The organism is Algibacter mikhailovii, assembly GCF_014651495.1.
Classification (GTDB): domain Bacteria; phylum Bacteroidota; class Bacteroidia; order Flavobacteriales; family Flavobacteriaceae; genus Algibacter_E; species Algibacter_E mikhailovii.
Genome location: NZ_BMWZ01000004.1, coordinates 519,579 through 534,441, shown reverse-complemented (window position 1 = coordinate 534,441; position 14,863 = coordinate 519,579). Strand labels below are relative to the sequence as shown.

9 protein-coding genes are annotated in these 14,863 nt (G+C 36.5%); 1 reads left to right on the top strand and 8 read right to left on the bottom strand.

The window, feature by feature from the left end:
• Nucleotides 1-10 precede the first annotated feature (10 nt).
• The 3 genes from IE051_RS11055 to IE051_RS11045 form a co-directional block, all read right to left on the bottom strand.
• On the bottom strand, nt 11-1,168 hold the full coding sequence (locus IE051_RS11055; RefSeq protein ID WP_189360836.1) for a mandelate racemase/muconate lactonizing enzyme family protein: 1,158 nt from the start codon (nt 1,166-1,168) through the stop codon (nt 11-13).
• A gap of 222 nt (nt 1,169-1,390) precedes the next feature.
• Nucleotides 1,391-2,719: a GntP family permease gene (locus IE051_RS11050; RefSeq protein ID WP_189360835.1), complete on the bottom strand. Its 1,329-nt coding sequence runs from the start codon at nt 2,717-2,719 to the stop codon at nt 1,391-1,393.
• Between the two features lie 209 nt (nt 2,720-2,928).
• Nucleotides 2,929-4,593 carry a sulfatase gene (locus IE051_RS11045; protein ID WP_189360834.1) on the bottom strand — a complete coding sequence of 555 codons (1,665 nt, stop codon included), beginning with the start codon at nt 4,591-4,593 and terminating at the stop codon, nt 2,929-2,931.
• Between the two features lie 28 nt (nt 4,594-4,621).
• Between IE051_RS11045 and IE051_RS11040 the strand changes: the two genes are divergently transcribed.
• The gene (locus tag IE051_RS11040; RefSeq protein WP_189360833.1) at nt 4,622-4,777 is read left to right on the top strand and encodes a hypothetical protein; all 156 of its coding nucleotides are present in this window, start codon (nt 4,622-4,624) and stop codon (nt 4,775-4,777) included.
• 57 nt (nt 4,778-4,834) lie between these two features.
• Here the strand turns inward: IE051_RS11040 and IE051_RS11035 are convergent, their stop codons facing one another.
• The 5 genes from IE051_RS11035 to IE051_RS11015 form a co-directional block, all read right to left on the bottom strand.
• Complete coding sequence (locus IE051_RS11035) at nt 4,835-7,417, bottom strand: T9SS type A sorting domain-containing protein (RefSeq protein WP_189360832.1); 2,583 nt, start codon at nt 7,415-7,417, stop codon at nt 4,835-4,837.
• A gap of 181 nt (nt 7,418-7,598) precedes the next feature.
• Complete coding sequence (locus IE051_RS11030; RefSeq protein ID WP_189360831.1) at nt 7,599-9,590, bottom strand: glycoside hydrolase family 127 protein; 1,992 nt, start codon at nt 9,588-9,590, stop codon at nt 7,599-7,601.
• Nucleotides 9,591-9,646: 56 nt separating this feature from the next.
• Nucleotides 9,647-11,143 carry a family 16 glycosylhydrolase gene (locus tag IE051_RS11025; RefSeq protein WP_189360830.1) on the bottom strand — a complete coding sequence of 499 codons (1,497 nt, stop codon included), beginning with the start codon at nt 11,141-11,143 and terminating at the stop codon, nt 9,647-9,649.
• A 41-nt stretch (nt 11,144-11,184) separates the two neighbouring features.
• Nucleotides 11,185-12,750: an MFS transporter gene (locus tag IE051_RS11020; protein ID WP_189360829.1), complete on the bottom strand. Its 1,566-nt coding sequence runs from the start codon at nt 12,748-12,750 to the stop codon at nt 11,185-11,187.
• 83 nt (nt 12,751-12,833) lie between these two features.
• Nucleotides 12,834-14,861 carry a glycoside hydrolase family 127 protein gene (locus tag IE051_RS11015; RefSeq protein WP_189360828.1) on the bottom strand — a complete coding sequence of 676 codons (2,028 nt, stop codon included), beginning with the start codon at nt 14,859-14,861 and terminating at the stop codon, nt 12,834-12,836.
• Nucleotides 14,862-14,863: the final 2 nt, after the last annotated feature.

The window sequence follows — 14,863 nt, the reverse complement described above, 5'->3', positions numbered from 1 at the left end:
TAGTTATATGTTACAGTTTTATGGTGTTTTCTTGTATTGTACAAGTGCTGTATTTACGTAATACATCTTCGTCAATATCAATACCTAATCCTGGTCTTTTAGGAACTTCTAGCATACCATCTTCCATTGTAAGAGAAGGAAATGTTAGCTTATCACGCAGTGCATTCTCTGTTTGGTCATATTCAATTAAGAATTCAGGTTGATACATTCTTCCTGGTACAGATTCTATATTAGAAATAAAATGTAAACCAACATGAAGCCCGATAGCTGTACCCCAAGTATGAGGAATTATATCAATACCATTTGCGCTAGCTAGTGCTCCAATGCGCTTGGCTTCAGTTAAGCCCCCGCTGGCACAAATATCAGGTTGAATTATATCTACCGATTTGTTTTTAATTAATTGATTAAAACCAAAACGGGTATATTCACATTCTCCACCTGAAATAGGTATACTTGTTTTTGTTTTAAGCTCGCTATACTGCTCATAAAATTCGGGTGAAATTGGTTCTTCAAACCAGCCAATATTATATTGTTCAATTCTTCTTGAAAGCTCGGTGGCTTCCCTCAACGTATAGGCATGGTTAGAATCAACCATTAACTTTATGTCAGGGCCTATGGTTTCCCGAAGCATTTTAACGTTCTTGACATCAGCTTCAATGCCTAATCCAACCTTCATTTTCATAGCCTTAAAACCTTGAGATAAATACAATTCAGCTTCCTTTACAAAGTCTCTAGCAGGATTTTTATGATCCATAAAGTAGAATCCTGTTGCGTACGGCTGAATTTTATCTCTGTGTGCTCCGCCTAATAGCGTAGAAACGGGCAGGCCTAATAACTTGCCTTTTAAGTCCCATATAGCAATATCTATCGCACTAACAGAGGCCATTAAAACCCCTCTTCGAGCAAAATCTAGAGTTTTGCGGTACATCTTATTCCAGATAACTTCATTCATAAGCGGGTCCTCTCCAATAACGAAAGGCGCTATTAATTTGATACCTGCTTCTAAAACAGTTGCGGGACCGTAACCTTCTCCCCAGCCATATTGACCATTTGATGCAGTCACTTTCACAACACAAATGCAGCGTTCTGAGTATTCCCATTGTGAAAAGAAGAAACTTTGAGATAACTTATCTTTAAGTATGAAGGTTTCTATTTTTTCAATTGTCATGATTTCGATATTTAGTTGATTATTGGCTAGTTGGATTGTGACAAAAGTCACCTTTCCAAGAAATAAAAGTAAGTTTTATGTGGTTTTAATTAATCGCCGTTTTTATCTTAAACAAAACCAATTTTACCTCTGTAAGGTCGTGAAATGTTGAAGAAACACCAAAAATCGGGGAAGATTAGTATTACAATAACACTTGACAATAAATAGACAATTGATTTTTAATTAATATAATCCTAGGACATATAAAATAACAACACCTAGAAGGCCGGAAATCCCCATTACTAGTGATTGCGGTGTAAACGTTTTATAGAGTGTACTTACAGGGATGTTGTGTAAGCGATTCAACAACCAAAAGAAACTTGAATTGGCATGAAATACGCAAAAAGCACCGCTACCAATAAGAGCAGCCATGAGCTCAGGTGAATAGGGCATAATTCCGGTCATAGGGCTTAAAATAGAGGCTGCGCCTATAAGGGAAACCGTTATAGAACCGGTTGCTGTTGTCAATACGGCAGCCACAATAAATGGGAGTATAAAACCTAAATAAGGAAGGCTCGTGAAGAAATCACCAAGCGAGTCTTGCACGCCAGATTCACGAATTACATAGCCAAAAGCACCTCCAGCCCCAGTAATCATGATGACTAATGCAGACTTAACAATAGCTGCCTCTACCAAATCATTTAAACTTGATTTTGTTTTTATCTGAAAGAATTGAACGGCCGCTATTGCTGACCCAATGAGAACAGCAATCATGGGTATGCTTAAAAACGCTATGGTATTACCAAAAAGGTCATCAGATTTGAAGAAAGCACCAGCTCCCATAAGTACTATAGGAACAATAATGGGCAGTAAATCTAGAAGAATTGACGTTTTTTTTGCTTCAAAAGTTGTTGTTTCAATAGTGGCTTTTAAATCGCTGCTTGAGGTTTTATCAAATTCTAATAGAAACTTTTTACAGAATAATTTAGCCCATAATACGCCTCCGGTAACAACAAAAATAGCGATGAAAGAATTAATTAAAAGAAGTTTTCCTAAGTCGGCTTTCAAAATTGCGGCAACGGCTAAAGGACCTGGAGTAGGGGGCATAAGCGTATGAGAAACTGTTAATCCAGCGGCTAGAGACAGTCCTACGACTAAAAGAGGTGTCTTACTTCGCTTTGCTAGTCCTTCCGTTATTGGTTGAAAAAGAATATAGGCAACATCAACAAATACAGGAATGGACACTATGTAGCCAGTTAATCCCATTGCCCAAGGCAAACGTTTTTGCCCAACCCATTTTAATATTTTTTGCGCTATTCTTATCGCGCCTCCCGTTTCATTTAAAACCTCACCAATGAATGCTCCTAATATAACTACAATGGCAATCCATTTCATGGTTGATCCAAAACCTTCCAATAAAACGTTGATAGTTTCTACTCCATCTAGTCCAACCAATAAGCCTAAAGCTATAGCCGCCAAGATTAAAACAATGAAGGGGTGTATTTTTAATTTTGAAATTGAAAATATAAGCAGTACTAGAACAACTACAATTGAAATTAAATTGAAAAGCATATTACGTTAAGATGTGTTTAAATTTAAGACAAAAAAGGTATTGAATAAAATGGTAATCTTTCTGCTCTAATTAAGTTGCAAACGTTCTTATGGTTTATTGATTTTATGAACTCCTTGAATAATTACCTTAATTTGATGGAATGACTAGAAATATAAAAAGCTTTGATTAATTGTATAATCAAAGCTTTTTTGCTTCGTTTAGATCGCTTTTATAAAGTGGCTAAATTGCCTTTCCAGCCTTTGTTAAATTGGGCAATTAACTCCTTTACAACTGCAGGGTTTTCATTAGCAATGTTTTTTGTCTCAGTTGGATCATTGGCATGGTCAAAAAGCTCCACAAACAATGGCTCTTTATCAGGGTTTTTATAATCCTTCCAAATGATAATGCGATATTTTTCGGTTCTCATGGCATAGCCCATGACATTGTTTTCAAATAAATTTCTATCCCATTTGTCACCTTGCTGTGCTTTTATACGGTCTTCTTGTTCTTCAATTAATGGTCCGAAATAGGTTTCACGCATGCCTTGAGATAACGGGTTTGCTGCCCATTCTCGTAATGCAGGGTTTGGGAACTGACTAAAAGCTGCTGACTTCCATACTTTATTCGGGTTGTTTAACAGCGGCACAAAACTCTGACCTTCTAAATGTTTCGGTTTTTCTATGCCGGCTAACTCACATAATGTAGGATACATGTCTACTAACTCCACCAACGCAACAGATTTTTTACCTCGTGTGTCTTTAGCCATGTCTGGTGTCCAAATAATCAATGGTACACGTGTTGCTATTTCATAATTAGTGGCTTTTCCCCAAATACCCATATCTCCAAGGTGCCAACCATGGTCACTCCAAAGAATAATAATGGTATTATCCCTAATTCCAGCGTCATCAATGGCGGCAATCATTTTACCTATTTGTGCATCAATATAACTTACACAAGCTAAATAGGCGTGTTTTAAGGTTCTAGCCATTTCATCATCAATAGGACCTTTTTTAGGAATCCCATATCTTGCTCTTAACTCAAATGAGGGGTGTAACCCCATAGCGGCACCATCAATAGGACCTTCAGTTTGAATCGCTAATGGTATTTTTTCAGGGTCATAAAGATCCCAGTATTTTTTTGGTGCTAGCCAATTTAAATGTGGTTTTTTCATACCCATACCCAAAAAGAAAGGTTTGTCAGGGTTTTTTTCCAGCATATCTTTAAGTGTGGCTATCGCTAATTCAGCATTATATCCATCTTCGTAGAAATAATCAGGAACATCAGCTTTTTCATAAGCAGGCCCTTTTCCTAAGCCATTTCTTGGGGCGTTTTTGCCATATTTAGCAATGACGTCAGCGGTGCTTTTTCTAGAAAACTCCTGGTTTTCTGGAAGTGCATATCCTCCAGGTGTATTCTTCTTTTTTATGACCATTTTATCGTAAGCAGGTTTTCTGCTCCATGATAAATCAGCATCACCAAACTTTACATTATGGTAAATTTTACCCGTGCTAGTTGTTTCATAGCCGTTAGCCCAAAAATGCTGGGGTAAGGTTAAAATATCAGGATTAATATCTCTGAAATATGTAAAGTTCTCAATAACGTTGATAGTTTCTGGTCGAGCGCCTGTCATCAAACTTGCTCTTGAAGGACTGCAAATAGGTTCTTGGCAGTAGGCATTATTAAATAATAACCCTTGACTTGCAAGTTTGTCAATATTGGGTGTAATGGCTAAATCAGAACCATAAGCTCCAATTTCAGGGCGTAAATCATCAACTGCCAGAAATAAGATATTAGGTTTTTTCTTCGGCTCTTCCTGTTTTTGTTCAGGTTGGTTTTTACAGCTGAGGGTGCAAATTAAGAGCAAAAAAGGAATTATTCGATTATAATTTATCATAATTGTTGATTTTCTACTTGAGTAAATTTTGCTGATTTCAAAAGTAAACCAAACCAAGGCATTGGCCTTTATTGGGTTTACCCATAATTTAGCATATTTTACCATAAAGGATGCCAAATGGTATACCCAATCTTTAGGTGTTCCTCAAAACCTGTACATCTTTCATGGTATTAAAACCCATTAGTTTTATTCTAGAGGCCTATTTTTATTAGGATTATTGATTTTGGGGCATTAGCGTAGATTACCTTTTTATTAATTTAAAAATTTCATTAAGATCACCACTAGTTACTTCAATAATATAGATGCCCGTGGAAGCAAAACTCAAATCGATATTTAATTGTTGGGCATTATCATGATTTGAACTATGAATTCTTTTTCCATCTAAGCTCATCACATCAATGTGTGTATCTTGATTAAGTTCCTTTGGTAAAACAAAATTTACGATGCCAGTAGACGGATTTGGAAATAATTGAATTTGTCTATCTACATCTAAATCATTTACTCCTAGCGTCTTTTCATCACTAAGTTCCACAAAAAGTAATTCATAAGGTTTCAAGACTTTAGTGTTGGGAATATCAACGCCTTTTAAAAGATCTTTGGCCTTAGTACCATTAACCGGATTGATTAAATTTAATTCAATCTCAGCATCAACTTTCCCTGTATTAATAATAGACATGATTTGCTTTCCTGAACCATTTCTAATAACTTTCCATAGGCATTGTGGATAATTGACTGCACTAGTTTCAATGAGTTCTACTTTAGGCAGGTTACCAAAACTTTCCACTACAGCAAGGGCTTCATTTTTAATATTCTCTGCGCCTGAAGCTCTTATGATACTTCCGGATAAGGCTCCAGTATTAGCGCCATACTCATCTTTAGTAAAGCTAACATTATCCATGATGACCTTGCCACCTGAATTAATGTATGCCTGCAAGGCATCTTTATCTTCTTGAGTTACAAACTGGGTTTTGTGAACAAGAACAACGTCCCATTCAGTAGGGTTTTCGTTGAGTAAAATATCTTTGGTAACAAATCCTAGGGGAACTCCATTAAAAGATAAGGTTTCATACAGTTCCCATAAGTTATCCATATGATTTGATTTGTTTATAGATGACGCCTTGGTGTAAAAAATCCGAATCGGTTTGCGTTGTTTTTGAAATGCTGTAATGTCATCAGAATGTGCGTTTAAATCCATTAGGGTTGCATGTACTTCATTCACTACTCTTGGCTGGTGGTTATTTGATCCAGCATAACCAGTGTCATTTTGATTTCTTGGGTTTCCGTCGGTGCGTCTAGACCAATACCATGTTTGGCTCGCATTTAAACCTTGAGTATGTGCTAGCCAATAGGTGGCTCTAGAATGCATGGGGTTAAGATATAGATTAATAGATGCTTTTGTTGATAAGAAATGAGACTCAGAGTTGAACATGATTTGGTCTGGGCTAATAGACTTAAAGAAATCATGGGCCATAGACATTTCTCGCCATTCAAAGCTATATTTGGACTCCCATTCTTCAGTTCGCCATGGCGCGCTTCTGTGTACGGCTCCTGCATCATTACCTATAATATGAGACATGCGGGTAAGTGCCTCAACATCTAAACCTTGCGTCCTTTCGTTATTTGTCCAATGTTTGGGAATAATCTTAAGATGCACTTTTGCTTTGGGGTCGGCTGAAACAATTTCATCTTTCATAAATTGGTACCATTTGGTGACCCTATCCATATTAAATAACATCCAGTCATACCATTTAGGAGTGCCTTGAAGGGTGACCGATATGGGAATGGTTATGGTGACATCGCTGAAAGTTGCAAAATTTGTTCCCCAAATAGTATTAAGGGTTGCTATATCAGTGTGCTTCTCTTCCAGCCAAACTTTAAAGGCGTCTATGGTATAATCTGAAACCCCACTACTAGCCCAGCTTAATTGGCCATTGGCTTCAACAGTATTTATAAAATGAGGTTCATTACACATCATATAACCTAGATTCGTGTAGTTTTTACCAGACATTTGTGGTATCATACCTTGAATTAAAAAGCCCATCATTTCTTTGGCTCCAGGGTGATCAATGTCATATTCTGTGTATCTCACACCTCCTGGGTCCTTTATTATAAAATCCGGCCCATATTTATCAATGGCCCATTGTGGAACTCCTCTATTATTAATAAATATGAATCCTGAATTTCCAGAAGGCTTATTATTTACTTCAGAAAGTTTGTCAGGCCTAATGGATCCAGTATTATTGGTCACATATCCAGGTGTAATAAAATAATCACCTAATTTTCCATGATAAGCTTCGTATTGGCTGTTTATTGGTTTCCATGTCCAATCTGCTAAAAACACGGGTTTGCCTTCGTACAGCAGGTCATTATTATTATGAAGTACATTAGCCCAATCAATATCTGGAACAGGTTTTCTGATCGTGTTCCCATTTAGAACACTCGTTAATTGCACAAGAGCGGAATCTAACATGGTGATAATATCCTGTCGCTCAAAATTGGCGAGTAGATTGGCCATTTCGGAAGCATTGTTTCTGTAGTGCCAAGAATTGCCAAAATAACTAGTATTCTTCGTAATATTAGCTTCATCCCAATTGGCATAATCTAAAAAAATCTCGGCCGTATTAATGGTTAGCTTCTCTCTGGATGTGTCTAATTCTTCAGTTTCGGCGGTTCCTATTAGGGTATTAAGTTCCTCTATTTTTTGGCGAGCGGTTTCTTCAAGTGTTTGAGCAGCCAATTTGTGAGAACTAAAACTAGTTATTAAAAGTAAAACAAATACAAGCTTATGATAATACGTTTTAATAGTTATGCGATGAAAATTCATGTTTTATAGTATTTAATTGAAACCAAAACCAGTGATGTAGTTGTGTGAATTTATTGAGACTCGAAAGATTTTTATATAATGCTTAGAATGGATTCTTTTTTTAGCAAGGTTGAAAAATATAAGCCGAATAGGTTAATTCATAAATCTATTCGGCTTTATCAGGTTTATTAAAATTTGATATTTATTCCCAAAGTACGGGTAACCAAACAGTCATTTCAGCCTGACCTCTATTTGACCAAGCAAAATAAGGGACTAATTGAACATCTACTTTTTCAAAAGATGGTTTGGTAATTTCATGATATAATGCGTCATCTTTATCCTGACGTATTTTTAGTTCAGTGGAAATAGTAGTTACACCACCAAGGAAATCAGGGTTGTAGTTCGCTTTTAATTCAGATTTATGCGGAAAATAAACATCTAAAATACTTGTATTAGCAGGTAAATCTGGTGTTTCAACGCAATACACAATGGGCCCACGTTTAATAGCCAATTGATTACGTACTTCTTCAATTCTAGGATGCCCCTCTATAAAGGTTGTTGCTATAGGCATGTCTAAAGTAATAACGTCACCCGCTTTCCAATTTCTTGATATTTTTGCAAAAGAAGCAGGCTTGAGGTTGATGCCTGTTTGTTCTCCATTAACTGATAATTGCACATTCTTTTTCGCCCAACCAGGTATTCTAAGTGCTATTTCAAAGGCTTCATTTTTACATTCTTCAACAGTTAGCTTAACTAAACCTTTCCAAGGGTAATCTGTATCTTGAGACAGTTTTATATTTGAACCATCAAGTAAAGTGGTATTTAAATCATTGCTTCCGTATAGGTTAACAGAAACACCATTCTTAGATAGACTATAAGCCCATCCAGATACTTTTGCTATGGTTCTAACAATATTAGGAGGACAGCAAAAACAGTCTAAGTACGGCTCACGATTAGGTGTTTCAGTAACATCCTTGTGCGCATCATAATTTCTGGTGTTGTTGACCATACGCAACGGATTGGCATAAAAATAATCCTTTCCTTCAACACTAATGCCCGATAAACCACTGTTATATAATACCAATTCAATAATGTCTGCGTATTTAGCGTCGCCATGAATACCTAACATTCTTTGACTAAACATAGCGTTACAAAGGTTAGCGCAAGTTTCATTGTAGGCCGTCATATTTGGCATCATGTAGGCGTCAATAAAGCCTTCCTCAATCATATCTCGGCTAGCCGATGCGCCATAATGGGCTTGACCAACCGCCCCTGTTACATACATTTTTTTTGTAGTTACATTGTCCCAAAGTCTGTCTAGGGCATCAATTAAAGCTGTTTCACCAGTTTCTGCATAAACATCGGCAGCACCAGCGTAATAGTATAATGCCAATACGGCGTGACCCACGGCTTCATTGGAAATTCGGAAAGGTGTTCTTTCCTGTACCATGTCTCCAATAGGATAGCCTTCGGTAGTCGAATCATGAACAACATCATATTTACCTCTGTTATTAATGAATTTTTCAGCTAAAACTAAATACTTTGATTCCTTAACCGTTCTATACAATTCCACTAATCCCATTATTTGAGTTTGATTAAACCCAAAACGGCCATAATGCTTGTTTTCTGGCATAAACATGGTATATAATAATTCGGCATGTTTGATGGCTATATCTAGAAAGTTACGTTGCCCTGTTATGCGATAGTGAACACAGGCACTTATAAGCAGATGGCCAGTATTATACATTTCGTGATATTTACGATTTTCATAACGGTCTGCTTCGTCACTTAATTGAATCTGAGTTTGTAAATAACCATCATCTTCTTGAGCTTTTCCAATGATTCGAATATATTCATCAAGCTCTTCTAATAATTTTTTGTTCTTGGTAAGCCCATAAACGTAAGTTTTAGCTTCCATGAATTTGTAAAAATCACCATCATGCCAATACATACCTTGATGCTCTCCTTCTTTTTCTCCCGCAGCAATTTTAAAATTGTTCAAAGCATGTCCTACGTCACCACAAAGTACTTGTCCCATATATGGCACCATAACATCTGTAGCCGTTTTAGTTTTTTCTGCCCAAAAACCTGATGTCCATTTACAATCTCCAAAATTGATACTCTTCAATTTTACATTAGGGCTCTCAGAATTATTAGTGATTGCCTTACTATGAATGTTTAAAGTATTACTCATGAATTATTTAATTTATTTTGTACAATATAGAATGTAACCTACTTGTTATTTATTGATTACTTTTTTTTAATAGCTATATCATCTATAAAAAACTTAGCCGCCCTAGTTTTTGGCAGATCTTCTTTTCTTATTTCGATAACGATAGCATCTTTAGCTCCCGAATGGGTTGTTCTAGAGATATCGGCCTCTATAGTAACCCATTGGCGTCTAGGAAGCTTTCTAATGTCGCTAAATGTAACCTCCAGATTAGGGTCTTGTAAAACCATATGAATCTTATCAGCAACAACGCCTTGGTCCAACCAAACTTGAGCGGATAGGGTATAATTACCAGCCTCTAGATTTAATGATCCTTCAGGTGCTGCAGCAATTGCTTTTTCGACTTCTAAGTTTTCTGTTTTGCTATAACCAGCAAATTTTAAGCTGTTAACGCCATAGTGATAATCACCATAAGTAATGCTTAAATATTTGGCTGAGCCTTCATCAATAGTCCAAAATTTCTGATAGTCATTTGGGGTAGAATCTTCAGGTAGTAAATCTAAAGGTCTTCCGTTTTCTTCAAATAAAATAGGTCCTTCAAACCCGTAGAATGCACCATCTTTCGCTAAAAGGTTGTCGGATGGTTTTTGCCATACACGCATATATTCTATTTCAAAATCTACAGGTAATTCTTCTTTATGAGGAAGTCCTAACCAGAAAAATATTTCAGAATCCAACCAAATTTCCATAGGGTTATTAAGAACCCATGCTGTACCCAATTCATCTTGAGTAAAATGACGAATCATTTTACCGTCAATAAATAATTTTAAGTAGTCTACGCCCCATTCAGCGCCGTATACGTGAAAATCATCTGCAGTTCTAAAATCTAAATCTTCCTCATGATTGAATATTTTTGTTGGTCTTTGGGCCGGTGGGCTCCAATCATGTGCTGTTGCTAAATACGAATCTTCTCTAATATTTCCTTTTTTACTTTTAGGATTCCCCATCAGTTCGTAAACATCTAACTCCTGCTCATGTCCAATAGCCCAAAATGCCCCCGTTATTGCAGCATTACCAACTTTTGATTTTACTTCCATATAGCCGTAAAGAAAACGCTTGTGGGTTAAAACTCCGGCAGTTGTAACCGGCATAGGGGTACCATCTTTATAAATACCGTATTTTGAAGTGCCCATGTTACCATCACCATAAGATTCTTTGACAAAGTCATAATTAGGTTCCCAATTGGTTCTCAATTTTAATTTGCCATCTTCTACATTAACATTATGCGGTGCAAATTGAGAAGGAGCGCGTCCTTTCCAGATGTAATAGTTGTCGTTTAATCCTTCAACAAACCACTTTGTAGTATCAATTTCTTTGCCTTCAAAATCATCACTTAGTTCTTGATTTAAAACCCAACCGCCTTCATTGTCTTGATCAGAAAAGGGGAGTGCCGATAGATTTTGTTCTATGGGTTCACCATTTTTGGTTTTTTGCTTTTTTTGTGCGCCGCAACTTGTACCAAAAGTGATTAGTAGGCCAAAGATGGCTAAAAGTGAATAATGTTTTAGTTTAATCATGTTATTCAAAATTAATGCTGTTTTTTATCAATAATTAGTTGTTATTTTCTTTGAAGTTTTGCCTGAATTTCCTCAATGGTTAAATTTTTAGTTTCTGGTAAGAATTTGTATAGAATAATTAAACCTATAAAAACAATGCCGCCATAAAATAAAAAGATAGTGCTTGCTCCCATGTTTGCAAGTTGCCAAGGGAATAAAAATTGAGTTAAAGCGCTAATGGTACTGGAAAGAAGTGCGAAAAATGGAATGGCAATGCCTCTAACCGATATGGGGAAAATTTCAGAAAGTAGTACCCACATAATTGGTCCTACCGAAAAGTGAAATGCTGCAATAAAACTTAGAATACCAATAAGGATTAAGGTCGCATTAAGTACCGCGGATTTTTGTAAAAAGACGCTAGAATTGTCTCTGGCAGAAATGTCTCCCATAACACCTTTTACAGCTTCTTTAAACTCAATATCTGTTGCGAATTGTTGTCCTACTAAGGCTGTTAATTTGTTAACATCTGGAATATCTTGCATTTCGGCAATGGCTTCATGGGTGACTTCATATTTTGCTGAACCAAAACCATAGGCACAAATCCCAAGGCTTACAATCACCCAAATTAGTCCAGAAATCATCATTGGACGTCTACCTAATTTGTCTATTAATGCTAATGATAATATCGTAAAAAGGATACTTACTAATCCAATCCAAATGGCTTGTTGGAATGCGGCTTGTTCTCCTAGACCTAATTGCTCCATAACTGTTGGGGCATAAGTTAAAACAGCATTGATTCCAGTAGATTGTTGTACAATAGCCATGGTAAATGCTACAATGGTAACGATGGTCATCTTTTTGCTAAAGATTTCTTTCATTTGTGTGCCAACTGACCGGTCTTGGTTGCTTTCTGCAACACTTTGTTTCATGTCTTCAACATGGTCAAAAATTTCATGCTCAGGAACAACTTTGGACAATGTGCGTTTTGCTTCGTCAATTTTTCCTTTATAAACCAACCATGCTGGACTTTTAGGTACCATATAGAGTAATCCAAACCATATTAAGGCCGGCACGATTTCAATCCCTAACATCCATCTCCAGGTGTATTCTTTTAATCCTAGGGTTACTACCCATTCGGCGTCAGAGTTAGTCATTGAAAGCAGCCAGTAATTAATAAAATATGCAGCTGTAAGACCGAACACGATGTTTATTTGAGTCATGGATACTAATTTTCCTCTATACTCAGCAGGCGCTATTTCGCCTATATACATGGCTGCCAAAGTAATGGAGCTAAAGGCAAGGCCACCAAGAAGACGTGCTGCAAAAAGGGTCATAAAAGAAGGCGCAAAAGCAGAGCCTAAAGCCGAAATTAAATACATGGCAGCAATGACTTTTAAAGTTGCTTTACGACCGTATTTATTACTAGACCATGCGGCTAGGGGTAAGGCAATTAATACTCCTATGCCAGGACCAAAACCAAGAGCGCCTACTTGCCATTCGTTTAAATTAAACTCAGCGGTTATAAATTTAAAAGCACCAGAAATTAAGGCGGCATCTAAACCAAATACAAAGCCCCCAATAGCAACTATTGTTGAGTATAAGTATGCGTTCTTTTTGTATGATCCCATTTAGTTAGTTTTTATATAGTTGTAGTGGCTAATTTCAATTATTTGAATATTTGTTTTGTTTAGGGTTTAAGCCAAGCCCTAAGTTATTTCCATAAAATTGGCAAAAAGACTGTCATTTCTGCTTGCCCTCTGTTACTCCATGAGTAATAAGGTACCAACTGCGTTTTGTATGTTTCAAAAGTTGGTTTTTTTACCGTACGATACATTTTTTCTTCATTACTGTTTTTTCTCAAAAGTAATTCTGCCGAAATGGTAGTCACACCTTTTAAAAAGTCTGGTTTATATTTCGCTTGCAATAGTGTATCGCTATTTAAATACACATCAACTATGTTGGTGTTTTGTGGTAAATCTGGACTTTCTACGCAATATACTATTGGTCCGCGTTTAACGGCCACTTGGTTACGTACTTCTTCAATTCGTGTATGGCCCTCAATGAATGTTATTTCCATTGGCATGTCAATAGTTATGACATCACCCTTTTTCCATTTTCTATTGATAATCGCAAATTTTCCAGCTTCAACGGTTAAATTCAAAGCTTCATCATTTACCATTATTTTTGTGTTTTCTGCCCAATTAGGGATGCGAAGCATGACATCAAAGGCATCTTTTTTGCTTTTATCAATAGTGATTTTAACGAGACCTTCCCATGGATAATTTGTTTCTTGGGTCAGTTCAATATTAGAACCATCTAATAATGTTGTTTTTAGTTTGTTGCCACCAAAAAGGTTAACGGCAATTCCATTGTGGGATTTGCTATAGGCCCATCCAGATAATTTACTAATTGTTCTTACTAAATTTGGTGGGCAACAAAAGCAATCTAGATAGGGTTGACGCACAGGAAACTCGGTGTTCATTTTCTCATAATCTCTAGAACCATCAATCACTCTAAGCGGATTAGCATAGTAATAATCTTTTCCCTCTAAGCTTATTCCAGATAGTCCGCTGTTGTAAACAACTAATTCCATGATATCAGCATATTTTGATTCGCCATGTAAACCTAACATACGGTAACTAAACATGGAGTTACAGATATTCGCGCAAGTTTCATTATAAGCTGTCATGTTGGGCATCATATATTCATTGATAAAGCCTTCTTCAATCATTTGTCTATTGGTAGAAGCACCATAATGCGCCTGTCCTAATGCTCCAGTCACATACATTTTTTTATCAGTAACATTCGTCCATAGTCTATCAAGGGCATCAATTAAAGCTTGTTCTCCAGTTTCAGCATAGACATCAGCAGCTCCTGCGTAATAATACAAGGCTAACACGGCATGGCCTACGGCTTCACTAGATTCTCGTAATGGCGTGTATTCTTGGACCATATCACCAATAGGATAGCCTTTAGTGGAAGGCGTTTCTTCTACTTTGTATTTTCCGCGGTTATTGATGAATTTTTCAGCCAGCTTTAAATATTTTTCATCATTAGTTGTGCGGTATAATTCTACTAAGCCCATTATTTGTGTTTGATTAAAACCAAAACGTCCATATTTTTTATCCTCTGGCATGAAGATCGTATAAAGCAAGTTCGCATGTTTTATAGCAATGTCTAAAAAGTTTTTCTGTCCAGTGATTCTTTTATGAATACAAGCACTTGTTAATAGGTGGCCTGTATTATACATTTCATGATATCTTCTATTATCATAGCGATCAACTGTAGGTACAAGTTGAATTTGGGTTTGAAGATAACCATCCTCTTCTTGGGCTTTACCAATTATTCTTATGTATTCATCTAACTCGCTTAAAATAGATTGGTCTTTGTTTTGTGCATAGATGTACATTTTGGCTTCCATAAATTTATAGAAATCACCATCATGCCATTTCATTCCTTGATGTTCTCCTTCTTTTTCACCTGCGGCAATTTTAAAATTATTTAAAGCATGTCCAACCTCACCCGTTAAAACAGATTCCATATAAGGGAGCATTGCGGTTTCTGCTATTTTAAATTTTTCAGCCCAAAAACCTTCGGTCCATACACATTCCCCCATATTTATACTTTTCAGTTTTACATGAGGACTATTGGTATTATTTATAATTCCTTTTTCCTGACCATATGTAAAAGGAATAATCAAGATACAAATTAGAAAGGAAGTTAGATTCTTAATTTTCATTG